This is a genomic window from Candidatus Enterococcus moelleringii (genome assembly GCF_017377575.1).
GTDB classification, from domain to species: domain Bacteria; phylum Bacillota; class Bacilli; order Lactobacillales; family Enterococcaceae; genus Enterococcus_A; species Enterococcus_A moelleringii.
This window is the reverse complement of the sequence record NZ_JAFREM010000009.1, coordinates 1-24,406: the sequence shown is the minus strand read 5'-3', so window position 1 is coordinate 24,406 and position 24,406 is coordinate 1. Positions and strand designations below refer to the sequence as shown.

The following is a 24,406-nucleotide window of genomic DNA, read 5'->3' as shown; positions in this document are numbered from 1 at the left end:
CGACTTATGTCACAGCCTCAATGTATTATCTATGCTATTAATACGGATCGCCGTACTCTTGACTATAGGCGTAATAACCCATCCGCTGCAGGTCCATCGTTTTTTCGATGGTCTGCTGATCTGTGAAATCGACGGCCTTTAGTAAAGCTTCGGTAAACTCTAGAGCTGCGGTTCCGTTAGCAGTTACTAAATTGCGATCCTGTACGACTTGTCGCGAGTGGAATTGCTGAGGATTTATGTACTGAGAAGCTTCTTGCCAAGAAATTTGAGGATTGCCGGTGTGATGATAATCGCTTAGCAGTCCATTTTGGGCTAAAAAATCCACTGCGCCACAAATTGCCCCCACCACTATTCCATTGCTTAAAGCCTGGGCGATGGTTTTTTTCAGTAAAGAATTTTTGAATTCCCACGAGCTGCCTTCTACTAACACTAGCAAGTCCATTTTTTTCGGTATTTTTTCAATTGTGTAATCCACTTCCGTTTTGAAGCCGCCCATGGAAGTCACTTGTTTGGTTAGGGAAGCCGTTTTGATAGTCCAATTTTTCTGTTGATTCAATTGACTGGCTAAATAAGCTATTTGCCAGTCGGCATATTCCTCCAACAGAAAAAAGATCGCGCGTTTCATCAATGGTTTATCTCCTAATCGTGTTTTAAGTATTTTAACTTTACCGGCTCTTTATCCAGCAAAGCTTTTATCCTTTGCTTTTTTCCTGTCAATTTAAAATCAGAGGTAAGAAGGCTGCGTAACCGTTGCTAACTATTTTTGGCTGTTTCCCCGCAGCTGCTACACACCTTCTTGCCTCTATCCTGTCCTTCACATTATACAGAACATACGTTCTTATGTAAAGGACAGAATGAGCTAATGGTAAATTTCCACTGCCTTCCACAAAAAGCTTTGTGTTAGATTTTTCGCAAAATTATTTGAGGACTTTGAAGGAAAAAAAGTGAGAAATCCTTGACTTCTCCTAATAAATCGGAGTATTATAAATACGAACATACGTTTGCTAACGATTAGAATATGCTCAACTTCTTGCTAGAGCTATGGTTTCTGTTCTCTTTTTATTTCGAATTAGATAAGGTGATTTCATGAATTTCAACTACGAATTAGAACCTACAGGTGATTATGCCTTTATTGATATGAAATCCTTTTATGCCAGCTGTGAGTTGGTGGCTCGCAACCGCCATCCGCTGAAGGATTTGCTAGTGGTGATGAGCCATGCCGACAACACTTCCGGTTTGGTTTTGGCCAGCAGCCCGATGGCAAAGAAAATGCTGGGCATCAGTAATGTCACCCGCATTTGGGACCTGCCGACGGTGGAGGAAAATCCGATGGTAAAGGATTTGATCGTCGCCCCTCCTCGCATGCGCTATTATATTGCGGAAAATTTGAAAATTCAAAAGGTCATCCGCAAGTACGCGGCGGATGAGGATATTATGTGGTACTCCATTGATGAAGGGGTGGTGGATTTGACCCACAGCTTGAATTATTTCGTCCCTCATAAAGAGCTGTCCCGCAAGAAGAAGCTGAACCTGGTGAGTCAAATGATTCAAAAGGACATTTTGAATACCACCGGAATTTATTCCACCATCGGGATGTCCAACAGCAACCCGCTGCTGGCTAAGCTGGCCCTAGATAACGAAGCCAAGCATGATCCAAATATGCGGGCTTCCTGGAACTATTCCGATGTTGCAACCAAGGTATGGGGCATGCCAGAGATCAGCGATTTTTGGGGTATTGGTCATCGGATGAAAGAAAATCTGCAGGAGATGGGAATTCACTCCATCTATCAGTTGGCCCATGCCGCGCCTTACCGTTTAAAGGAACGCTTCGGTGTGATCGGTTTGCAACTGTATCATCACGCCAACGGGATTGATCGGACAAAAATTCAGGAACGCTACGTTCCCAAATCTGAAAATTTGGGAAACAGCCAAATTCTGCCGCGGGATTATCGCGGTGAAGAAATGCCCTTAGTCATTCGCGAAATGGCAGAACAGGTGGCGATTCGACTGCGGCGCAAACAGGCCAAAACCGCAACCGTCTCCTTGTCCATCGGGTATTCAAAAAATGAGTTGGAAAAAGGCTTCAGCCGTCAGTTAAAAATTACGCCCACTGATAATACCGACCAATTAACCGGACACTTGCTGCACTTATTTGATAAATTTTATGACGGAAGCTTGGTTCGGAACATTAGCGTCTCCTATTCGCGGCTGATTTATCATGCCGGTAGTCAGTTGAACCTGTTTGAAGAACCGGAGGAACAAATCAAAAATGAGAAGCTGGATCAAATCATGGACAAGATTCGCGGGAAATACGGCTTTGTTTCAATTGTCCGGGCCAGTTCTACCTTAGAGCACGCCCGCAGCTTGGATCGCGCCAATTTAGTGGGCGGTCATGCCGGCGGCGCAGGTGGTCTGGACGGATTATAAAACTAAATCTACCTAACTAGAAAGAGCACGAACCTATGGATCAATTACTTTTTGCAAAAAAAAGCAGCGATACGAAATATACTGTACATTTTATTAGTAGAAAAGGAACAATTATTCAAAAGTACCTATGCAGCTTTCACACCACTTCCCATCACTACAGGGGAAACGGACCAAAAGCTGCGCAAAGGAAGTGTCCACGGCGCACTGTAAATAACGTTGGTTATTTGGACATCCCTTTTTTTAGACAAATTAAACTGCAGGAATTGATGAACGGTCACTTGACCCCTTCACTTTCTGGCAATTATTAGTGGAGGTACGAAATTATGGGTGAAGCATTTATGTCCTATCACTCTGACCCGCTGATTCGCGACTACGAAGATCGCGGCATGGCCAAATGGATGGGATTTTACTTAAGTGAACATACAGCGGAAATGGCGTTGGAGAAAAAGGAACGGGAGACATTGTGGCTTAGAAAACCGCAAATGAGTGAATTGGACATCTCCGATACGTTGGAAAAAGCTTACACGACCCGCTGTCCAATTGAAATCCAGTTAAGTGAACTGAATCCTGATGGCTATGCCTATGAAGACATTGTCGGTGTAATCGAAGGCTTTAAAACGACTAGTATTTTTGTGTCCCATCCTGAGACCGGCGTTCAAGTCATTCCTGGTGATGCCATCAACCACATCAGTCTGCTTGATCCGGTTAAATGGAGTGAGCTGCAGTGACCTTGAATGTCGAAGGAGCTGAATTTGACAATTATACTGAAAACGTTGAAGAATTAATGAGAGATTTTATGGACTTTGTGGTAACTGAGGTTCCTTTTTTCGCCTTACAGGATCAGCTGCTTTACTTGATGAACAAGAGAAGCAGCACCCGTTTTAAAATACATGGTGATCGGACAGTTGATCACAAGGATCACATTTTTTACTTTCGCTTAAAAACCGTTCCGGAAAATCCTCGGCTGCGGATTTATCATTATTTGGGGATGGATTTGGAGCGGAAAGGAATTTTTCCCCATTAAGAACAGAACTAGGAGTGTCTGAAGCTGACACTCCTTTTTTTGCATGAAAATCAGTGAGGAAATTCCGGGTATTAGGCGTTAGAAATTCCCAAACAATCAACTAATGCGTTATAAAAGCCATTCTCGTCATTAGTCTTAGTCACAAAATCCGCTGCCTGTTGCACTGGCAAAGGTGCATTGCCCATAGCAATTCCCACCCCGGCATGCTGAATCATCGGCACATCGTTATAGTTATCACCGATGGCTAAGGTATTTTCGATGGCGACCTGATAGTGATCAGCTAAGGTCTTCAGCGCACTTAACTTCGATACTTGGTTGTTGACGATCTCCAGGTAACTGTCTTTAGAGCGTTGGAAATCAATACTGGGAATTTTAGCCTTAGCCAGTTCTGTTTCAAGAGCTTTGATTTCCTCGGGGGAACCCATGCACAGGATTTTATGAATCGGATGATTTCCGTTTAAAAAATCCTTTAGCGAAACAACTTCAGCTCGGATTTCGGTAATTTCCTCCTCCTGCTTGACCCAATCATCTTCTGCTTCCACCAGCCATCGGTCCTCCGAGTACACATTGATGCTGATGTTAGGAAATTTGGAAGCAATCAATTGATAGACCACCAGTGCATCCAGCCGCTCCAAGGTCAAACTGGCTAAATGATGAAATTCACCCTCTTCATACTGGGTGATTAAGGCGCCGTTGAAACATACTAGCGGCGTGGTTGATTGAATCTTCTCCGCAATCGGCAGCATTCCCCGTGGTGAACGGGCAGATGCTAAAACAACTGGGATGGCTTTTTTAGCTAAATCAGCGATCAGCGCTTGGCTTTCTGGGCTGACCTGGTGTTGAGAATCCAATAAGGTCCCATCAATATCGGTTAAGATTAAAGAAATTTCCTGCATGCTTGTTTCCTCCTAATAAATAAATTCGCAATCCGCTTTAAAATAGCTCTTTTCTTTCGGCGATAGAGCTTGGTCGCTAATCACCACGTCAATTTGACTTAGCTCGGCTCCTTTATAAGGGGCTGATTTTTGAAATTTTTGCGCCTCACTGACTAAAACGATTTTGCGGCTGCGGGAGACCACCGCCTGCTTCAAGCAAGCATTGGTTTCTTCCTTATAATAGATCCCATCCTCTTCAATGCTGGCCGCACCAATGAAAGCCAGATCAAATTTCAACTGCTGGATTTCCTGCAAGGTTTGGGTCCCGAAGAAAAAGCGATTGTCGGTATCCAGTTCACCGCCGAAAACATGGGTGGTCAGGCCGCTGTTCATCCCTAAGGCAAAGGCATTGTCCAAGGAATGGGTGTAAATCTTGCAGCTTTTTTTCAGCTGCTGCGCTGCGATGGTTAACGTTGTTGAGACGTCTAAAAAGCAAGTCGCATTTTCAGGCAAATACTCTACCACTTTTTGCGCCATCCGTTCTTTTTCCGGCAACAGCAGAGTCGATCGTTCAAAGAAATCCAAGACCTTATTGCCAGTATCGGCCAAAATAATGCCCCCATGGGTGCGGGTGGCTAAACCGCTTTTGGTGACTTCTAGAATATCCCGCCGCGCAGTGTCGGAGGAAATCTCAAAGGTTTCCATGATTTCGTTTTTGGTTAGACTGGTCTTTTCCAATAAAAGCTGTTGAATTTTTTGAATCCGTTCCTTTTGGTACATGTCTTCGCCTCCTCAAGAATAGTATAAGTTCTTCATTAAGCATTTGCAATCATTTATAAGTATTTATAAATGATTGCGCAAACAAAAATCATAGAATTAAGTCAATATCACCTGCCTGGTTTAGTAAGCGCTTAATGAGAAAATAATTAGGATCTACTTTGACTTGAACCATTCTTCCCGCTATAATTGAATCTTGGTGTCTCAAAACAAGGATATAAAATAGAAAGAAAATGAGGTTGGCTATGTATTTACAAAGTTGGAAGGAAAATCCAATTAAGGAAGTGTTGGCGGGAATTGTCGTGTCTTTTGCACTGATTCCTGAAGTAATTGGTTTTACGATCATTGAGGGGATTGACCCTATGATCGGTTTGGTTTCATCGTTTTTTATTGCTATTATTGTTTCGTTTCTAGGTGGACGCCCGGGAATGGTGTCGGCAGCGGCGGGTTCTATGGCGCTGGTGATGGTTCATTTGGTGAAAAATTACGGGCTGGAATATATGTTTGCAGCGACGATTTTAACTGGCTTGATTCAGCTGCTGTTGGGCTTGTTCCAGGCGCAAAAGCTGATGAGCTGGATTCCCAAGCCGGTGATGCTGGGCTTTGTCGATGCGTTGGCGATTTTGATTTTTATGGCGCAGTTTGAACATTTCCAACATGCTTCGATCTTTATGTATGCTTTGGTGATTGGCGGGATTTTGTTAATGGTCTTTGCGCCGAAAATCATCAGTTTTATTCCGGCGGGTTTAATTGTTATTGGTGTGTTGACGGCAGTAGCTGTGTTCGGCCAACTTCCGGTATCGACGATTGGTGATTTGGGAGCTATTACGCCGCGTTTTTCGGCCTTTCATATACCAATGATTCCTTGGAATTTTGACACACTGAAGATTATTTTCCCTACTTCGCTGGCCTTGGCCTTTGTTGGGATGCTGGAAAGCTTACTGACCGCAGAAATCGTGGATGAACGGACGAATACAGAAAGTCCGAAACGCCAAGAGCTGTTGGCCCAAGGCAGTGCCAACTTAATCAGCGGCATTTTTGCTGGTGTCGCAGGTTGTGCCATGATCGGACAAACGATTATCAACTTGGACTCAAAAGGTCGCGGCCGATTGTCTACGGTGGTGGCCGGGGCCTTTATGATGATTCTGATTTTTGCTTTGCGGCCGTTATTACTGCTAGTTCCGATTGCGGCTTTAGTTGCGATTATGACAGTAGTGGCTTTCAACACCTTTGACTGGGCGACGATTCGTTACGTTAAGGAAGCACCGAAAAAAGACGTGCTGATTTTCTTAGTAACGACCCTTTCAATTGTCGCCACTGGAAATCTAGCGATTGGCGTGCTGGTAGGCGTCTTGATTAGCGCGGTATTATTTGTTCGTGGGATTTCGATTTTAAAGGTGAAGAAAGACAATTCCATCATCAAAATTTCTGGCGAGCTATTTTTCGCAACCACAACTAAAATGAAGAGTAAATTAAGTGCTTTGGAGCTGACAGAAGAGCAGCTGACCCTTGATTTGTCGGAGCTGCGTATTTGGGACAGCACCGGTGCTGAAGAGATCATCAAGTACAAGGAGAAATTACGGGAAACCAAACAAATAGCTGTCATTTCCCCTAATTTGCCAAGTAATGATTTGATTCAAAGCGCGAAATTGTATACGTAAGCAACCCCCGGAGCTGAATGCTTCGGGGGCTTTTTTTGTGATGTATGCAAACTCACTGATTTCAATTCCGAATAGTATTTTACAATATGGAAAGCCTGATCCAGCTAAGCATTATTTTCAGCACTTATAATTATATAGTTTCGTAAGCTCCCTCTCTAACAATCCAGTATTTGTCAGTTTTATAAGTTAAGCGTCTCATTCAACTGCAAATTTTAATCCGGGAAATAATAACAAAAAAAACATATACTAAACTAATTACGTCTAGTTTAAAATCTATAAATCTGTTCCCCAAACTAACATTTTTATTATTTACGATCTCTACAGCGGAAGCCTTTTAAACACAACGAACAATACCTCCTTTTAGCTATCAAAGTGTATATATAACTGTCAGAATTTCGATTTTAGTAATTTTATCCCTGATAGTGAACAAGCATTCGTTTTTTAACCGCGAACAAAATAGGCTAATTGTCTAACGAAACAGAAGAAACTACTAATGTTACAGCCTAATTGAAATAGAATCGTCCAAGATTGCGACCCGTTAAAACCTCAAGCAGCCCTTTCCTTTTCTGAAAGCCCTCTTTAATTTCCAGAGCTGGTCATAATGATAACTTTATTGGCTCTCTCACCTTCCATTTGGTCCATCAGGGCTGCTCCTCCCATATTTCGATCCTAAGTCATTAAACTAAAAACGTTAATCTGAAACAAAAAAAGTTTAATTACTTTAATAAAAAAGTTAGAAAAGCAACTTTTGTTCCTCTCCGCCTCTCTCCTCATTAAATAACAAAATGACGGATACAATAATGTCCTTGGCTATCATTTGATAAGCAGACAGCCCTTTCCATCTCCCACCCTCATATTTTTTTAATTTTGTTATTGCCTTTTCTTCACAATTCGTCTATCATGTTCTTATAATTACATAGACAGACAAGGAGCTGCTAAAATGAAACCGTCAACAAAAACAAAAGTATCTACCCTTAAATTCACTCAACTTACTTCTCTAAAACCAGCTGGAATGTCCAAACGCTTTCAAAATCACTTTGAAGAGGTTCAGGACGTGGCCTATTTGCTGCAATGTGCGGTGATGGTTCTAGTGAAAAATGCTCTTTCTCCCCTTGATTATTCCAACATGGCAAAAGATGTGATTTGCAAACTATTGTTGGAGGGTGACGTCAAAGCTTTGGCCCCTGTACGCCATTTTTGCGTCTACTTTGAGCATTATTTTTCTGAAGCAGATTGGGCGAAGGTCATTGCCCGTCTATTCAAGAACCAAAAGGAGTTTTTAGCAGTTACCGCCTCTACCCAAAAAACAGCTGATCACTTACATAATATGCTCCACTGTGGCAAGCGTCAGCCTAAAGAGCTGATGAACATCGCCACTGTCTTCAAAGACGCCAACGGCAAAAAACACCGCTTTACCTTTAAGGATGTCGATCCTTGTTACACTACTGAAGAAACCACTGAACTCTTATCTATTTTGACAACGCTGACAATCTTTGAAAAAGACGGCGTGCGGCGCTTTACGGAACTGGTTCGCTATATTTATCATTCGACGACTCCGGTTTACGATGCGGAAGCACAAGAAGAAAAGACAGAAGAACAGATTGGGGGAAAAGTCGAAGAAAAGCTGGAGAAAACAGCATCTTTCGCAGCCCATCCGCTTCAACCGCAGTTGGAGAAAGCCCTGGCAGCTTTGGCTCTAGTCAAAGCTGATGACAAGTCGGGTTCCGTTCTATTGATGGAGTCGCCCAGCTTCCTGCAAAGAAATGTTTATGCCGGCAAGAGCGCGGACGAAATAGCCGCACACATGTTTGATGGGTATAGCCATTCACCGGCAGACGATCCCCAGGAACTCCAAAACAGGATCCTTTCAGCTTTAGTTGACGGCCTAAAATTAAAAGATACCTCAGCAACCTCTGATCGTAAAAACCAGAAAGCTTCGGGAGAATCCTCTGAAGCTGCTGATAATTCGCCCCAAGACCCGCCAAAGGACAAAAAGAAAAAGTCCAAACGAAGAAACAAAGAGCGGAAGGGCTACATGTCTAAAGAAGAGATAGAAAGACAACGGAAAGAAAAGGAACTAGATCAGAAGGCTCGCAAGAAACTAGGGAAAAAGAAAAGGGGCAAGAAGAAAAAGCGTTAGTCTGCGGCTAAGTTATGGAGAAATCTACAGCAAAAAATCGATAAATCCACTAGTTAGCTGGATTTATCGACGTTAGACTGATTTAGCTTTGGTTCATCGATTGCAGGCGATACATATCGGCATACAATCCGTCTTGCTGCAGCAGGGCTTCGTGATTGCCCCGCTCCACAATGTGACCCTTGTCTAAGACTAAGATCAAATCGGCATTTTTGATGGTAGACAAACGGTGGGCAATCGCCACTGTGGTGCGGCCCTGCTGCATATTAGCCAGAGCTTCCTGAATCAGGCCTTCGGTTTCGGAATCAATATTGGCAGTGGCTTCATCCAGCACCAATATTTTCGGTTCAGTGACCATGGTGCGGGCAAAGGACAACAGCTGTTTTTGTCCGCTGGAGAAGCTGGCACCATGCTCCACTACTTTAGCTTGATAATTACCCGGCAGCTGGCGGATAAAAGGATCAGCCTGAACGAATTTCGCCGCTGCTTCTACTTGATCGTCGGTAATGCTGCGATTGAACAGACGAATGTTGTCTTCGATATTGCCGTAAAACATAAAAGCATCCTGAAGCACCAGACCCATTTTCTCCCGCAGCTCCGTCATAGGAAATTCACGAATGTCGTGACCGTCAATCAAAATTTGGCCTTCGTAAAATTCGTAAAAGCGCAGCAGCACATTTATAATCGAGCTTTTCCCGCTGCCGGTGTGCCCCACTAAGGCCACCGTCTCGCCAGGATTAACAGTGAAGGAAATGTTGTTCAGCACTTTATTTTCGCCATCATAAGAAAAAGAGACATCCCGGAATTCGATTTTCCCGGCGGTGATTTTTTCTGCTGCCTCGGGATTTTGTGCCGGGGTAATTTCCTGATTGTCCAAAACCGTCAGCACCCGACTGCCGGCCACCAATCCGTCGGTGAAGGTACTCAAAAAGTCCATCATCTGAGTCATCGGCCGGAAGAAAGCCTGCACGTAGCTGGTAAAGGCATAAATCAGTCCCACTTCAATCGGGGTTATTTCGGCCCGCATGCCAAACAAGGTTAAAGACAGAGCCACTGCCAAAATATACAGCAGATTAATAATCGGCGCCAACAGCAGCGAGTTGATTTTAATCATCGCTTGGCGAGTTTCCAAATACTCTTCATTGATGTCGGCGAATTCCTGACTCAAGCGAGCCTCCTGCTTAAACTGCTGAATAATCGACATGCCGGAAATTGATTCGTTGATTTTAGTATTCAGCTGGCTCAGCCGTTCCCGCATGGTACGGTAAACTCGCGAGCTGAATTTTTGATAATAGGCAATCACAAACAGCAAAATCGGCAGAAACACCAAATTTACTAAGGCAATCGTCTGATCAATCTGGAACATCGCCAGTAAAGATGACACCACCGCAAAAATCCCCGTCAACACCATCAAAAACACCTGCCAAAATTCAAACAAGGTTTCAGTATCGTTAGTCACTCGGGAAACAATCGAGCCCGCCGGAACGCGATCAAAGTAACGCATTCCTAAAGTATGGAGCTTTTCAAACAAATGCACCCGAATGTGTTGATAGGTTTGCAAGGAAGCATAGTTGTAAAGAAAGCCTTGATAAAACCAGACTACCGCTTTAATCATCGTTCCCAAGAAATACAATCCGGCAAAAAAGAGAATCGTTCCGGTGGTAGCCGATTGCCGGCTTAGATGATTATCAATGAACACTTGGATAATCCGCGGCAGCAGTACGTTGATTACTGCCAGCAGCAAAGCAAAGCCGATGGCTAGAAAGAAGGTGCGGCGAAAGGGTTTGGCGAAAACAAATAATCGTTTGATGATCCCCACCTGCTCCTTTAAGGGCATTGAGGTTTCCGCTGTTTTTGTTTTTTCCATTAGGCTTCCCCTCCTTCGATTTTGGCTTCCAATTGTTGTTTGATCCACATTTGCCGATACCAGCCGTCGTTTGCCAACAGCTCCTCATGGGTTCCCCGTTCGGCAATCCGGCCTTCATCCAAGACAATAATTTCGTCAGCATGCATCACACTGCTCAAGCGATGAGCCGCAATGATGGTGCTTTTTTGCTGGCGATAGGTTTTGATGTTGGCTAAAATTTGTTCTTCAGTTTTGGCATCCACTGCCGAAAGGGCATCGTCTAAAATTAACAGCTCCGGCTGAACAATCAAAGCACGAGCAATCGAAATCCGCTGCTTCTGTCCCCCTGATAAGGAGACACCCCGTTCACCCACCAGCGTATCGTATCCTTTCGGTAATTGCTGGATGTCTTCATGAATCGCCGCCAAGTCCGCTGCCTGCTCCACCTTTTCCTGAGAAAACGTGGGATCAGCAAAGCGAATATTTTCCCGAATTGACATGGAAAAGAGAAAATGATCCTGCGGCACATAACCAATCGAATCCAGCAATGCGCTCAAAGTATATTCTTTAATATCGTAGCCGCCAAACAAGATCTGACCTTGATAGGCATCCTGCTCCCGCAGCAACAGCTTCAGCAGCGTGGTTTTTCCAGCGCCAGTTTTGCCGACAATCCCTAAGGTGCCGCCATCCTTCACTCGAAAATGAATATCCGCCAACGCTGTTTTGTCATCGCTGGGATATTTGAATTCCTGCAAATCGTAGACCAGCTCCCCACGGGCCGGAAGCTTAATGGGGTTGTGATGCTCCACAATATTGGTTTCCTTGGCTAACAATTCCGACACCCGATCATAGCTGGCATTGCCTCGCTCCAGCACATTAAACAAACGGCCAATCGCAAACATCGGCCAAATCAGCATGCCGATGTAGCTGATAAAAGAAACCAATTGCCCGATCGTAATCGTTTGGCGCAAAATGAAGGTACCTCCCACCGCAATAGCGATCACATAGGAAATACCAACGATCACGGTAATCAACGGATCAAACATCGCATCCAAAAAATTCACCCGCCGATTTTTCACAATCGCTTGATCGATCTTCTGACTAAAATCTTCTATATCCTCTTTTTCCTGCCCAAAGGTTTTAATTACCTTCATGCCAGTGATACTTTCCTGGGTTTTGTCATTAATAGAAGAAAATGCTTCCTGGGATGCTCGAAACGCATCATGTAGCTTTTGCCCTAGCACCTTGGAGCCCCACGCCAATAATGGCAGCGGTAGCAACGCCAGCAAGGTCAAGCGCCAATCCACGAACAAAATCATCGCAATAATCGTTGCCCCGCCAGTAATAAAGGAATCGGCAAAGGTCAAAATTCCTGAACCTGCCACATTTTGAATCGCCGTTAAGTCGTTGGTGGCATGGGCCATCAAATCTCCGGTACGGTGCTCCTGATAAAAGACCGCGTCCATTTTGGTGAAATGATTAAACAAACGCTGCCGCAGCAATTTTTCCAGCCGCGCTGCGCCACCCCAAATATTGGTGCGCCAAATGTAGCGGAAGGTGTATTGCCCGATCCCCGTCAGCACTAGCATCGCCGTCCAGAAAAAGATCCGCTGCAGACTAAAGCCAGCCGTGTCAATCTCATCAATCACGATCCCGATAATGCGCGGCGGAAAAACTTGAAAAATCGCCACTATGATTAAGCCTGCTACTCCGATGGTGTAACGGCGCTTTTCTTCGATAAAAAACCATTTTAATTTTCTAAATATTGACATCGTTGCTCTCCTTGTCCTTGGTTATACATATTCCTATTTCTACTATTATATAGTTCTACTTGATTACAGGGTCTAGTATACGTCTTAACCTTTACTTTAAGTCAAGGGGAAATTTTCAACAAATCAAAAAGACTGCTGAAGAGTTCCCTAAAGAACCCTCCAGCAGCCTTAAAACTTTTTATCTTCCTGTCCGTTCCTTCTCCGATTGAGGATAGCGATCGCCGACAATTTCCAATTGAGCGATGGCTTGATTCATGGATTGCAGTTCGGCTGGTGTAAATTGAATCGCTGCCGCTCCACTATTTTCCTGGATGCGTTCAATTTTAGTAGTTCCTGGAATCGGCACAATCCAGTCCTTCTGAGCCAAAATCCAAGCAATCGACACTTGAGCCATGGTGGCTTGTTTCTCTTCCGCAATTTTCTGCAGCAAATCCAGCACCACCTGATTGGCAGCTAAGGCTTCTTTGGTAAAGCGGGGCAGCTCAGCTCGATTGTCGTTGACAGCAAAAGAAGCATTCGTATCCAGCTTGCCAGTCAAATAGCCACGTCCAAGAGGACTGTAGGCCACCAAGCCAATGCCTAATTCCTCCAACATCGGGAAGATTTGCTCCTCCGGCTCCCGCCACCAAACGGAATATTCGCTTTCCACCGCGGCCAATGGTTCCACCGCGTGAGCGCGACGAATGGTTTCAGCACTGGCTTCTGATAAGCCCCAGTGTTTGATTTTCCCGGCTTTGATTAAGCCTTGAATCGTTTCCGCCACTTCTTCAATCGGTCGGGTAGGATCAATCCGATGAATGTAGTACAAATCGATCACGTCGGTTTGCAGGCGTTTTAGTGAGCCTTCCACTTCTTGGATCAAGTTCTCACGGCTGCTGTCGGGTTCATTGCCCTCTGGGGTAATGTGAAAGCCGCCTTTAGTTGCAATTTGCAGGCCGTCGCGTTTGCCTTTAATGGCTTTACCCACTAATTCTTCATTGGTATAAGGACCATAAACTTCGGCGGTATCAAACATGGTGATGCCGGCATCAATGGCGCCGTGCACCACTTTGATAATTTCCGCTTCTGTCTTGGCCGGGCCCCGATGATGGTTAAGGCCCATACAGCCAAAGCCGATGGCCGAAGTGACGAATCCTGTGTTGCCTAATTTTCTTGTTTGCATAAATAAGCGCTCCTATTTGTTTTATTGATTAACAGCTGCCAGCCACTCATCGATCTCAGCGTCGGCATCGTCAATGGCGGAATCCCACAAAGCCAGTCCTTCTAAAACGGTTGCCTCCGGTTCTTCGTCGGCGATAGCCGTATCCGTGCTGGACAAGCCGCTGCCGCCGTGGGTGCAGAAGGGAACAATCCGCTTGCCGGCTAAATCGTAGTCATCCAAGAAAGAATACACCGCCATCGGCATATCGCTCCACCAAATCGGATAACCTAAATAAATCGTGTCATATTCTTCCAAATTGGTCAACTCACTGCCTAACTCCGGCCGGGCCTGATCATTGCGTTCTTCCTGAGCAAGGTCCACCACACTGTCGTAATCCTCTGGGTAGCCTTCAGCCGTAGTAATTTCAAAAACTTCACTACCGGTTTTTTCAGCAATGCTTTCGGCAATCTGTTGGGTGTTACCGGAATAAGAAAAGTAGGCTACCAGACTGCTGCCAGCTGGGTTGTCTGATGAAGCTGCTGGTGTGGATGATGATTCGGTAGTCTCATCGGCATTCTCTGATTGACTAGATTGACTATCCTGCGGTTCAACGTTGGAGCTGCAGGCGGTTAAAGCTACTAATAATCCCATTAATAAAAATCCGCGTAATTTTTTCATACTTTTTCCTCCATTTTTAAAATCCTAGGGCTTCCAGCCATTCAGTAACCGCCGCTTCCGACTGGTCACTGTCTTCTCGGGCAACGCCTAAAACATTTTCATTTAAACGAGCACTTTCCGGCAGCTGTTCTTGGATATCCTGCACACTGCTGCCTAAGCCGCTGGTGCCGTGGGAAGAAAACAAAATGACCTCTTTATCCGACAAATCATTTTCTTCGATAAAGGTAAACAACGCCATCGGGGCGGTAGCCCACCAATCGGGATAGCCTAAAAAGACGACATCGTATTGATCGATATCCTCCACCTGCGCCGTTAATGCCGGTCGGGCATCTTCCCCTTTTTCCTCGGAGGCCCGATCTAAGCAATCGTCATAGTCGCTGGAATAAGGTTCCACGGTTTGAATCGAAAATTGATCAGCTTCGATTTGGCCGCCAATTTCTTGCGCCATTTTCCCCACATTGCCTGGCAGAGCTAAGCTGGCTGACGTGGTGGCATCTACATCAATCGAGCTTTCATCCAACTCACCTACGTTTTCGCCCCAAGTGAAATAGGCAACCAGTACCCGCGCCTCTTCCCGATTTTCCGGTGGTGCTGCAGCAGAGCTTTCTGACTCTAAATTTGCTTGATTGCTGCAGGCACCTAAAAATAGCAGCGCGCCCAGCAGCATAATTAGTTTTTTCCTCATAGTATCCCCCTTTATTATGGTTCAAACGTTACATCCATCGAACCTGGCAAATCCGCAAACATTGACAAATCAGAAGTGACCTTCCCAATCGGTACTACTTCCATCGATAAATTCGGCCGATCCGTCTGGGCGTAAAAGACCGCCAGGCTGTTGTTTTGTTCACAATAAGTAATATCACCATTTTCAAAAGTAGTCTGTCCTGCCGGAATATTTTCCGGGGTGAAATCATCCATCCCGCCATAAATTTCCCGTCCACCAAAATTAGACATCTCTACGGTTAACGGAAACTGGGTCATGATTTCCTGGGCCAGCTGACTGTCGTAGAAAACTGCTTCGACTGCTTGACCGTCGATGGTCAACTGGATTGGCGTAGTGTTTTGCGTTGTTGTTGGCGCCAAATCCAAATCCGCCAGCCATTGATCAATCGCCAGTTCTGAATCAAGAAGCGCATCACTTTCCAGAGCTAAACCTTCCCCTTCAGTCCCAGCGTCGGTCGCATCGAAGATTTCGGAATAACTGCTGCCGTAACCATCATGGGTACAAAATGGAATGACCGTTTTGCCGGCCAGATCGTATTGCTCCAAGAAAGAGAAAATTGCCCGTGGCGCGTCGGTGCCCCACACGGGATAACCGATAAAAATGGTGGCGTAAGCCGCCAAATCCAAATCACTAGACACCAGCTCAGGCAGCGCCTCTTCCTCGGCTTCCTCATGATTGCGATCGCGGGTCTCATCAAAATCCGTCGAATAGGGTTCTACTACTTGAATGGAATGAAGATCGCCGCCGACTTTTTCCTGAATCCTTTGTGCCACATAGGTAGTGGCGCCAGACGGTTCCCCTTGGTCTACCACCACACTGGCTGAAGTGTCCGCATCCGTCGTTTGATTGTCGCCAACATTTTCGTAATAAGAAAAATAGGCGATTAAGGTATTGCCAGCAGCGGTGGTACTGACTTCAGCGGTGGAACCTCCTGTCGATTCGCTATCGGGTTCCTGGGTACAGGCTGTTAAAAAAATGCAGCCGATGATTCCTAAAAATAGCAGTGTTTTTTTCATCTAAACTCTCCTTTCCTTTACATGGGAATAGCGCGAAGATTTTTTATCTTGTTCCTTTAACTAAAACAACCATACACCTTAATCTGAACTTTAAGTCAAGGGGATTCTTTATAGCCTCATCCAGGCTTAGGGAACCCCCAGATTTGTTGAGATAGCAGGCTTTACTCGCAAATAACCGTGCTTTTTTACCAAAATTCCTGTGTTGGTTGTATTTGCGTTTTGTGAGGGTTTTGTAAATTCTGCAACATGTGAGAACAAATGACGGCCAACCGATTGCGAAATCTTTTTTTTCGTTTACAATTAAAGGAAACTATGCCATAAAGGGGCGAAGAGAATGCCTAATGAACGTGAAAAAATAAAAACTTTAATAGATGAAATTGAAAAAGTCGTGTTGGGGAAACGGGAAGTCATCCAATTGACGGTGACCGCATTTTTAGCTGGGGGCCATGTTTTGTTTGAAGATATTCCCGGTGTGGGGAAAACGGTGATGGTGAAATCCTTAGCTAAAGCGATTCACAGCGATTTTTCCCGAGTACAGTTCACGCCGGATCTTTTACCCAGCGATATTTTAGGGGTTTCGATTTTCGATTCCCAGACCAACCAGTTTGAATTCCGACCAGGACCGGTATTTACCACGATTTTATTAGCTGATGAAATCAACCGGACTACGCCCCGTACCCAGGCGGCGTTACTGGAAGCTATGTCAGAAGGCCATGTGACCATTGACAATCACACCTATACCTTGAATCCCCACTTTTTTGTCTTGGCCACGCAAAATCCCGTCAGCTATGCCGGGACGTATCCATTACCGGAAGCTCAACTGGATCGCTTTTTATTCCGTCTCCACATCGGCTATCCGGCCTTTGAGGATGAGCTGCGGCTGTTGACCGGGCAACGGGAACAATCCTTGGAGCTGATTCAGCCGGTGATTACTTTATCAGAAATAGAAGAATTGAAAAAACAGGTGGACCAAGTATTTGTGGATGAAGAGGTGGCTCGTTACGCCTTGGCGCTGGTGGAGGCGTCGCGAAATCATCCGGCAGTGGAGCTGGGAGTTAGTCCGCGGGGAGCGATTGCCTTTTTGAAAAGTGCCAAAGCTTATGCGCTGACAGAAAATCGCACTTTTGTAACACCAGGAGATTTGCAACGGCTGCTGCCGGCCGTCTTTGCCCATCGCTTGATTTTGCGGGGCGGCTTGTCGGTGGATGAAACGATGCATCAGATCATCGATCAGGTGCCTGTGCCGATAAGGAGCTGATGGATTTGTGGTTAGGAATTTTTAGACGACTAGTACTGGCCTTCATTTATCTGGCGGCCTTTTTCTACAGCGCCGTCTTCAACAATGACATCGGCTGGACGCTGTTTATATTTATGAGCCTCGTCCTGCTTTTTAGCTTGGTACAGCTGGCAATTCCGTTAGGGAGCATTACCGCTGAGTCAGCTGATACAGTGGTAGCGCATCTGAATAAAGAAGCGACGCTGCCGATAGTCCTCCGCCGCGAGCAAGCTTTATTGCCCTTGGCCCAGCTGACGATTTCGGTTGTCGACCCCTTGGTGGAAACATCAGAAACGACTTATTTGTTTTGGCGGGAGGAGCAGCACGACTTCATCTGGCAGCCTACGCAGCGGGGACTTTACCAAAGCATGACTCTGCGCTATCAAAGCAGCGACTTTTTCCAACTGTTTACTAAAAGCCGAAAAGTCGAAATAGCCAAAGAAATGCTGGTGCTGCCTCAGCTGCAGCCGGCCAGAAATATTTTGCGCTTGCAGGAAACCATGAAAAATCAGGCCTTTGGTGAACCAACCTTCGCGGTGAAAAATTATCGTCCTTACCGCAGCGGCGATGCGCCGAAAAATATTGACTGGAAGCTTTCCAGCAAGCAATCTACATTGATTTATCGCGAGCTGGAGACCGAGCAGCTGGCCCAAACGGTTTGGTTGTTTATTAGCACACCTTCTGAACATTTCGAAGCGATGCTGAGCTATTATTATTCATTGCAAACCGTGGCTCAGGAGCCGATGGAGCAATACCTTTTCGGCGACCAGCTGGATGATCCTGCCAAAATCGACGCGCTAGCCTTTGCTCAGATTCAGCCCTTAACAACGGTACCGGTTTTACCTGATTTCAAAGATAAGAGTATTTTCCTGTTCACACCGGAACAAACCCCGGAAACAGCTGAGGTAAGAGCTCGACTTAGCAAGGACAACCAGGTGACGGTCTACGATTATGACACCTTGGCCGGCTGGTTCAGAGAAACGAAAGGAAGCAGGTGATGCCGATGGCCCCTTTAGAGAAAAAAACACCCTTAGTTCTGCTTAGCGCCATCAGCATCAGTGTGGTTTTTCTGCAATTTTTGTCGGTTTATTACTTGCCGATTTCTTGGGTTCCGGTAGTTTTGATTGCATTAATTTGTGCCATCATCGGCTATTTTCAAGAAAATTGGTTTAAAATCATTCTTTGCAGCTTGCTTTATTTTTTAGGCTTGTATCATTTTATGCCCTTGAATCAGCCGCTTTCACTAAATTGGTTAACCAGCTTTTTGCAGCAATTTGTCTTCCAATTCCAACAAATGCGGGCCGGATCAGCAGCCGTCGTTTCTGAAATGGTGGCTTTGCCGCTGCTATTGGCTCTGTTGATGCTGCTGGCGGTTTTGATGGTACAGTTTGAACGCTTTTTGTTGAGTTATGTACTGATGATCAGCTATTTGTTGATGCTGACAGTCTTTAACACCATCAATCTCAGCCTGCAAATTACCATCGTCTTTGCCTGTGCCCTGCTGTCTTCCTTATTTGCTATTCGAAAATTGCCCAAGGAACTGCTGCTGTTATTGACGAGTTTGACGGTTTTAGCCAGCATGGCCGCATATTTCCTGCCGCAAACAGTGATGCGAAACCAGCTGACGGCGGTAACTTCGCCAGTACGGGATTATTTAAATCGCCGAGGCTTGTATCGGGCAATTCAGGAAATGACCACTTCCGCGATTTCCCGCACCGGTTTTAGTGAAAATGATCAAAACCTGGGCGGACCGCTTTTGGATGATGACACGATTTTATTTGAAGCCACCCAGAATTCCCGCAGCTATTGGCGGGTGGAAAGTAAGGATTATTACACAGGGAAAGGCTGGGAAAACAGTGATGTCGGGCAATCCGTCATGCGTTCGCGACGCTTTACTGTTGCGACTGAGGATGCCCCGCAGTTAAGCTACGCTTCGCCGGAAACCTCTCAGGTTCATTTTTTTAATCATGGTATTTATGTACCGCTGCCTTATGGTTCAAATGCCTTGACCATTACCGAAGGCTCTACCGGTTTTGTTCAGCTGCCGGAAAACGGTCGCCTGAATTTTGTCGATTCCAACAATGGCGAAAAGGAACTCCGCAACCGTTGGGCCCAGCCGGACTATCAAGTGGAGGATCTGCAAAACATTCCGGTCACTCAGCCCACCGATACTGTCGTAGATTATTTTCAGCTGCCGCCGAATTTACCGGATCGAGTAGCTGCCTTAGCCGCGGAAGTCACGCAGGGACAAACTAGCGTGATCGGCCAAGTCACTGCAGTAGAGGAATACTTGAAAAATTCCGGTACCTTCCGCTATTCCAAGGTGGACGCGGTGGTACCGGAGGAAAATCAAGATTATGTCGATCATTTTCTTTTTGATTCCCAGGTGGGCTATTGCGATAACTTCTCTTCTTCCATGGTGGTGATGCTGCGGACCTTGGGCATTCCCGCCCGCTGGACCAAAGGCTTTGCGCCAGGCGATGCCCGTCAAACTAGCGGCGACACTACGGTGTATACAGTGCGTAATTCGCACGCCCATTCGTGGGTTGAAGTTTATTTTGAAGGCTACGGCTGGCTGCCCTTTGAGCCAACCCCCAGCTTCGCCAATCCAGATCGACCAGCTGAAGAAACCGCGGCATCTTCATCAGAAGCGACAGCGGATTCCAGTGAAACAAGTAACTCTTCTAGCAGTTCTTCTTCATCGGAGACAGCACCTTCTGAAGAAGATGAAGAGATTAGTACCTTAACGAACAACAACTGGCGCCAAAATTTACGTCTAATACTGCAATTAATCGTCGCAGTTGCGGTAGTTATCGCCGGTTTCTGGTTAAGAAAATACTGGCTTCGCCTGCAGGTTCGTTTCTGGCAAACCAGCAGCAAACAGCCCTTGCGTCGCAACTATTCGATCTTTTTGAAGCAGGCGGAAAAAGTCCTGCCGCGGAAAGCCTCGGAACCGTTGTCGGATTATGCCCAACGTTTTGAGACGGATCAGCCACAGTTTGCTGGCAAATTTATTGCCTTAACTGCTGACTACGAAGCCCTGATTTATGGTCAACAGGCTGAAGGTCAAGACGATCCTCAGCTGATGGAAGACCTTTTACACTTATTTGAAGACATAAAAACACCCCGCCAACGTTAGCGTTAGCGGGGTGTTTGTCTGCTATCTAGTTTTCACTGCTCATGTTGCTGTCTTTCACCATTACATCATGGGCGCCGCCTTCAACGATACTAGTTGAAGAAACCAGCGTGATTTTGGCACTTTTTTGCAGCTCGCGAATCGATAACGAACCACAGTTGCACATGGTGTGGCGAACTTTGCTTAAGGAAACCGCCAAGTTGTCCTTCAATGAACCAGCATAAGGCACATATGAATCCACGCCTTCCACAAAGGACAGACCTTCTTTACCGCCAGTGTCATAGCGTTGCCAGTTGCGGGCACGGGCACTGCCTTCGCCCCAGTATTCCTTCATGTAAGAGCCGTTGATGCTGACTTTTTCGGTTGGAGATTCTTCAAAACGAGAGAAATAACGTCCTAACATGATGAAATCTGAACCCATCGCCAACGCTAAAGTCATGTGGTAATCATGAACAATCCCGCCGTCACTGCAGATTGGCACATAAATCCCAGTTTCTTCAAAATACTCTTCCCGAGCAGCTGCCACGTCTTGAACTGACGTCGCTTGTCCACGACCGATTCCTTTTTGCTCCCGAGTGATACAAATACTGCCGCCGCCGATACCAACCTTGATAAAGTCCGCGCCTGCATCCGCTAAGAAACGGAAGCCTTCGCGATCCACCACGTTACCAGCACCGATTTTAACAGTATCGCCGTATTCCTGACGTACCCACTCAATCGTCATTTTTTGCCATTCGCTGAAGCCTTCGCTAGAATCGATACACAAAATGTCCGCGCCAGCTTCAATCAACGCTGGAATTCTTTCTTTGTAGTCGCGAGTGTTAATCCCAGCCCCTACAAAGTAGCGTTTCTTCGCATCCAACAGCTCCAACGGATTGTCTTTATGGGAATCATAATCCTTACGGAAAACAAAATACTTCAAGCGCTGATCCTCATCGATGATTGGTAAGGCATTCAGCTTATTATCCCACAACATATCGTTAGCCTCAGACAAGGTAATCCCATCTTTGCCGTAAATCAGCTTGTCAAAAGGTGTCATAAATTCTTTAATCGGTGTGTCCACAGACATCCGAGAAATCCGGTAATCACGGTTGGTTACCAACCCGACGATTTTGCCGTTCAAGGTGCCGTCTTCAGTGACTGCCATTGTGCCGTGTCCTGTGCGCTCTTTCAAATCCAGCACATCCTGCAAAGTTCCATCCATGTGAAGGTTGGTATCACTCGGTACAAAGCCAGCCTTGGTTTGCTTCACTTTGCGCACCATCGCTACCTGTTCTTCAATCGTTTGGGAACAAAAAATGAAGGAAACGCCGCCTTCTTTTGCTAAAGCCACTGCCAAATCACTGCCGGAAACCGACTGCATCACCGCACTCACCAACGGAATATTCATGGTTAATTCAGGCTGCTCGCCCTTTTTGAAGCGCACTAACGGAGTTTCCAAAAGCACGTTGTCGGGGGTGCAGTCCTTGGAAGAATAACCGGGAACTAAAAGATATTCGCTGAAGGTTCTAGAAGGTGTCGTGTAATAGTAAGCCATGATGTCATTATCTCCTTTTATCCAATTTTAGCTATTATACCATTTTGCCACGGGGAAATTTTAAAAAAATGGAGAGAATTATAGAAAAAAGCGGTATTATTTCAAAACAAAAAAACTTCAAAACGAAAGATGAACTCTCAGAACATTTGAAACGTACGTTTTCCCTAGAATTCCCTTACGCTTTGAAGGTTAATACTTAACTTGATCTTTATAGTTTATTGTCCAAAACAATCCACGCAACCAAGTAGGTTACGAAGGCTATGACCATACTGCTCCCCAAAATTAGAATGCTTACTACCCGCAGCAAAGTGATCGACGTCAGAAAAACATTGAAGAAGAGAAACAGCACTAAAGCAATTCCTAGAAAATAAATCAAGACACGATAAGTAGTGGTGGCTGCCCTCAGTCCGACGGTCTTTTCCCGTTCATCTTCGGCACTCAACTCGGCATCTTTTTCATTGTAGCCGTCCTGACTTCCCAGCTTCTTTGCATAGAAATATCTAGCCAACGAAAATAAAATCACCCCGACAATCAGCATAAACCAGGTACTGCTAAATACGAATTCAAATTCAAAATTTTCAGCGTTAAACTGATACTTCGCTGAAGCGGCTGTTTGGCAGGCAGCTATCGTTAATAAAATAGCCAAGACTGTATTCCCAACTTGCTCAAAAATAACCTTTCTCATGATGACCTCCTACTGTTGCTTCATTTTTTTGTTTTCTCCCTCTGACACTTCATCCAATTGGAAAACCTCATTGATGTCCAATTCCAATTCCCTAGCAATCTGAAAGGCTAACAACAATGACGGCGTATAGTTGCCTTTTTCTAAGGAAACGATAGTTTTACGGGACACCCCGATTCTTTTAGCAAATTCCTCCTGCGTCAGCTTTTTTGCCTTGCGAAATTGCTGAACCTTATTAACGATTATCATATGCTCTCCTCAAAAATGTGAAGTTAACTACACATTTAATGTTACACCAAGCCAAAAGAGAAGTCAACTTCTCTTTTTTAAAATATACAAAAACGCCACAAAAGAGTCTGGCTCCTCTTTTGTGGCGCGATTAGCTGTCGATTATACCTTTTCCCCTGCCAAAAAGACCTGCTCCACCTGCCGCAGCTGCTCAATATCCGCCGTCGCATCGCCGGAAACCACCAAAATATCCGCCTGCAAGCCAGCTTGAAGCTGCCCGGTCACATCTTCTAAATCAAACACCCGTGCCGGATTCTGCGTCGCGGTCTGAATGGCTTCAACTGGTGTCAACCCATAACGAACCATCAGCTCCAGCTCTTCCACAATCGGCACACTTGGCGCCTCCAGCATTACCATGTCAGTCCCCGCCAGAATGGTCACCCCTTCATCATAAATTTGCTTGAAGTTTTCAGCATAAGCCGCAACCGACGCTTCAAAGAAATCCAAATGATGGGAATACGTTTCGGTGGATTGGTTGGAATGATCCACCCCCACCTCCTGCACTTTTTTGTTGTAGTCAGCCAGGAAATGATAAGCAAACATCGTCGGTGTCCACGACTGTTGATTGGCGGCCATTTGTTTCCCTTGCTCCACCGTCAAAAAATTGCCATGCTCAATCGTATCAAAGCCAGCATCAATACACATCTGAATGCCTGGTTGCGTTCCCGAGTGAACCACACATTTCATTCCCAAACGATGAGCTTCTGCCACCCCGGCATCCAGCTCCTCCTGGGTAAACTCGCAAATGTCATCCCGATTGGTAGTCAGCAGCTTGATCCAGTCAGCCCCGTCCCGCTTTTGCCGCCGAATCGTGTGGCGAATATTTTCCGCCCCATCCACTTCTTCAATACCATCCTCATGCCCATGACCGCCGGTAATACAAATACCCCGATCCGTATGCAAAATCCGCGGCGCTTTAACAAACCCCTTTTCCGCCGCCAAGCGCAGCGTCTCCAACAGAAAACGCGGCCCGCAGCAATCGCGAATCGTAGTCACACCCTTTTCCAAACACGTCTGCGCCTGCTTTTGCGCATAATAAGCAATCATAAAATCATTGTAGCGATGCAAATCCGGTTGCGTCCAATAATAGCCCAAGTGAATATGAGCATCCATCAAGCCCGGCAAAATCGTCGCCGCCCCGTAATCCTGAATCTCTGCCTCCGGATATTTCCCCTGCAGCTCTGACGCCACACCAACATCCAAAATCCGATCCTCTTGAAACACTACACCGCCATCTTCGATCACCGTTTGCCCGTCACCAATAATGACCTTAGCCGCCTTCAATAAAAACATACGATCCTCCCTTTCTCTTCTACTGTTAGTATATTTATAAAAGAGTGCGCTTACAAGTGCTATGCTACCCCTATCTAGGACAAAGAAATAAATAAATCCTAGATAGGGGTATTTGT

General features: G+C 45.7%; 21 protein-coding genes. 8 read left to right on the top strand and 13 right to left on the bottom strand.

The window, feature by feature from the left end:
* Nucleotides 1–37 precede the first annotated feature (37 nt).
* Entirely contained in the window at nucleotides 38–625 is a 588-nt protein-coding gene (locus JZO70_RS05615) for a DJ-1/PfpI family protein (protein WP_207672569.1), read from the bottom strand.
* A 461-nt stretch (nucleotides 626–1,086) separates the two neighbouring features.
* Between JZO70_RS05615 and JZO70_RS05610 the strand changes: the two genes are divergently transcribed.
* The 3 genes from JZO70_RS05610 to JZO70_RS05600 all read left to right on the top strand — a co-directional run bounded on the left by JZO70_RS05610 (nucleotide 1,087) and on the right by JZO70_RS05600 (nucleotide 3,451).
* The gene (locus JZO70_RS05610) at nucleotides 1,087–2,427 is read left to right on the top strand and encodes a Y-family DNA polymerase (RefSeq protein WP_207672568.1); all 1,341 of its coding nucleotides are present in this window, start codon (nucleotides 1,087–1,089) and stop codon (nucleotides 2,425–2,427) included.
* Nucleotides 2,428–2,750: 323 nt separating this feature from the next.
* Nucleotides 2,751–3,155, top strand: a complete 405-nt coding sequence (locus tag JZO70_RS05605) for a hypothetical protein (protein WP_207672567.1) — start codon at nucleotides 2,751–2,753, stop codon at nucleotides 3,153–3,155.
* Nucleotides 3,152–3,451 carry a DUF5960 family protein gene (locus JZO70_RS05600; RefSeq protein WP_207672566.1) on the top strand — a complete coding sequence of 100 codons (300 nt, stop codon included), beginning with the start codon at nucleotides 3,152–3,154 and terminating at the stop codon, nucleotides 3,449–3,451. The genes JZO70_RS05605 and JZO70_RS05600 overlap by 4 nt, the downstream gene beginning before the upstream one ends.
* A gap of 71 nt (nucleotides 3,452–3,522) precedes the next feature.
* Here JZO70_RS05600 and JZO70_RS05595 read toward each other — a convergent pair whose 3' ends face one another.
* A complete protein-coding gene (locus JZO70_RS05595) occupies nucleotides 3,523–4,347 on the bottom strand; it encodes a Cof-type HAD-IIB family hydrolase (protein ID WP_207672565.1) in 825 nt (274 codons plus the stop codon).
* 12 nt (nucleotides 4,348–4,359) lie between these two features.
* Nucleotides 4,360–5,106 (bottom strand): DeoR/GlpR family DNA-binding transcription regulator, encoded by a 747-nt coding sequence (locus tag JZO70_RS05590; RefSeq protein WP_207672564.1) that lies wholly within the window; start codon nucleotides 5,104–5,106, stop codon nucleotides 4,360–4,362.
* Nucleotides 5,107–5,348: 242 nt separating this feature from the next.
* On the opposite strand from JZO70_RS05590, the gene JZO70_RS05585 reads away from it, so the two are divergent.
* Both JZO70_RS05585 and JZO70_RS05580 read left to right on the top strand, forming a co-directional pair.
* A complete protein-coding gene (locus JZO70_RS05585) occupies nucleotides 5,349–6,764 on the top strand; it encodes a SulP family inorganic anion transporter (RefSeq protein WP_207672563.1) in 1,416 nt (471 codons plus the stop codon).
* Nucleotides 6,765–7,704: 940 nt separating this feature from the next.
* Nucleotides 7,705–8,904, top strand: coding sequence for a hypothetical protein (locus JZO70_RS05580; protein WP_207672562.1), 1,200 nt, complete (start codon nucleotides 7,705–7,707; stop codon nucleotides 8,902–8,904).
* Nucleotides 8,905–8,986: 82 nt separating this feature from the next.
* Here the strand turns inward: JZO70_RS05580 and JZO70_RS05575 are convergent, their stop codons facing one another.
* The 6 genes from JZO70_RS05575 to JZO70_RS05550 form a co-directional block, all read right to left on the bottom strand.
* A complete protein-coding gene (locus JZO70_RS05575) occupies nucleotides 8,987–10,768 on the bottom strand; it encodes an ABC transporter ATP-binding protein (RefSeq protein WP_207672561.1) in 1,782 nt (593 codons plus the stop codon).
* Nucleotides 10,768–12,519 carry an ABC transporter ATP-binding protein gene (locus JZO70_RS05570; protein WP_207672560.1) on the bottom strand — a complete coding sequence of 584 codons (1,752 nt, stop codon included), beginning with the start codon at nucleotides 12,517–12,519 and terminating at the stop codon, nucleotides 10,768–10,770. The genes JZO70_RS05575 and JZO70_RS05570 overlap by 1 nt, the downstream gene beginning before the upstream one ends.
* Before the next feature lie 178 nt (nucleotides 12,520–12,697).
* Nucleotides 12,698–13,681, bottom strand: a complete 984-nt coding sequence (locus JZO70_RS05565; protein WP_207672559.1) for an aldo/keto reductase — start codon at nucleotides 13,679–13,681, stop codon at nucleotides 12,698–12,700.
* Nucleotides 13,682–13,702: 21 nt separating this feature from the next.
* Nucleotides 13,703–14,338 (bottom strand): flavodoxin, encoded by a 636-nt coding sequence (locus JZO70_RS05560; protein ID WP_242703801.1) that lies wholly within the window; start codon nucleotides 14,336–14,338, stop codon nucleotides 13,703–13,705.
* A gap of 16 nt (nucleotides 14,339–14,354) precedes the next feature.
* Complete coding sequence (locus JZO70_RS05555) at nucleotides 14,355–15,023, bottom strand: flavodoxin (RefSeq protein ID WP_207672558.1); 669 nt, start codon at nucleotides 15,021–15,023, stop codon at nucleotides 14,355–14,357.
* A 14-nt stretch (nucleotides 15,024–15,037) separates the two neighbouring features.
* Complete coding sequence (locus tag JZO70_RS05550; protein ID WP_207672557.1) at nucleotides 15,038–16,078, bottom strand: cyclophilin-like fold protein; 1,041 nt, start codon at nucleotides 16,076–16,078, stop codon at nucleotides 15,038–15,040.
* A 334-nt stretch (nucleotides 16,079–16,412) separates the two neighbouring features.
* Between JZO70_RS05550 and JZO70_RS05545 the strand changes: the two genes are divergently transcribed.
* Genes JZO70_RS05545 through JZO70_RS05535 form a run of 3 tightly spaced genes read left to right on the top strand, consistent with a single transcriptional unit; the run spans nucleotide 16,413 to nucleotide 20,493 of the window.
* A complete protein-coding gene (locus tag JZO70_RS05545) occupies nucleotides 16,413–17,336 on the top strand; it encodes an AAA family ATPase (protein ID WP_207672556.1) in 924 nt (307 codons plus the stop codon).
* A gap of 5 nt (nucleotides 17,337–17,341) precedes the next feature.
* A complete protein-coding gene (locus tag JZO70_RS05540) occupies nucleotides 17,342–18,352 on the top strand; it encodes a DUF58 domain-containing protein (protein WP_207672555.1) in 1,011 nt (336 codons plus the stop codon).
* Nucleotides 18,352–20,493: a DUF4129 domain-containing transglutaminase family protein gene (locus JZO70_RS05535; RefSeq protein WP_207672554.1), complete on the top strand. Its 2,142-nt coding sequence runs from the start codon at nucleotides 18,352–18,354 to the stop codon at nucleotides 20,491–20,493. The genes JZO70_RS05540 and JZO70_RS05535 overlap by 1 nt, the downstream gene beginning before the upstream one ends.
* Before the next feature lie 25 nt (nucleotides 20,494–20,518).
* Here the strand turns inward: JZO70_RS05535 and JZO70_RS05530 are convergent, their stop codons facing one another.
* The 4 genes from JZO70_RS05530 to JZO70_RS05515 form a co-directional block, all read right to left on the bottom strand.
* Nucleotides 20,519–22,027: an IMP dehydrogenase gene (locus tag JZO70_RS05530; RefSeq protein WP_207672553.1), complete on the bottom strand. Its 1,509-nt coding sequence runs from the start codon at nucleotides 22,025–22,027 to the stop codon at nucleotides 20,519–20,521.
* 208 nt (nucleotides 22,028–22,235) lie between these two features.
* A complete protein-coding gene (locus tag JZO70_RS05525) occupies nucleotides 22,236–22,712 on the bottom strand; it encodes a hypothetical protein (RefSeq protein ID WP_207672552.1) in 477 nt (158 codons plus the stop codon).
* A 9-nt stretch (nucleotides 22,713–22,721) separates the two neighbouring features.
* Nucleotides 22,722–22,958: a helix-turn-helix transcriptional regulator gene (locus JZO70_RS05520; RefSeq protein WP_207672551.1), complete on the bottom strand. Its 237-nt coding sequence runs from the start codon at nucleotides 22,956–22,958 to the stop codon at nucleotides 22,722–22,724.
* Between the two features lie 141 nt (nucleotides 22,959–23,099).
* The gene (locus JZO70_RS05515) at nucleotides 23,100–24,290 is read right to left on the bottom strand and encodes an amidohydrolase family protein (RefSeq protein WP_207672550.1); all 1,191 of its coding nucleotides are present in this window, start codon (nucleotides 24,288–24,290) and stop codon (nucleotides 23,100–23,102) included.
* Nucleotides 24,291–24,406: the final 116 nt, after the last annotated feature.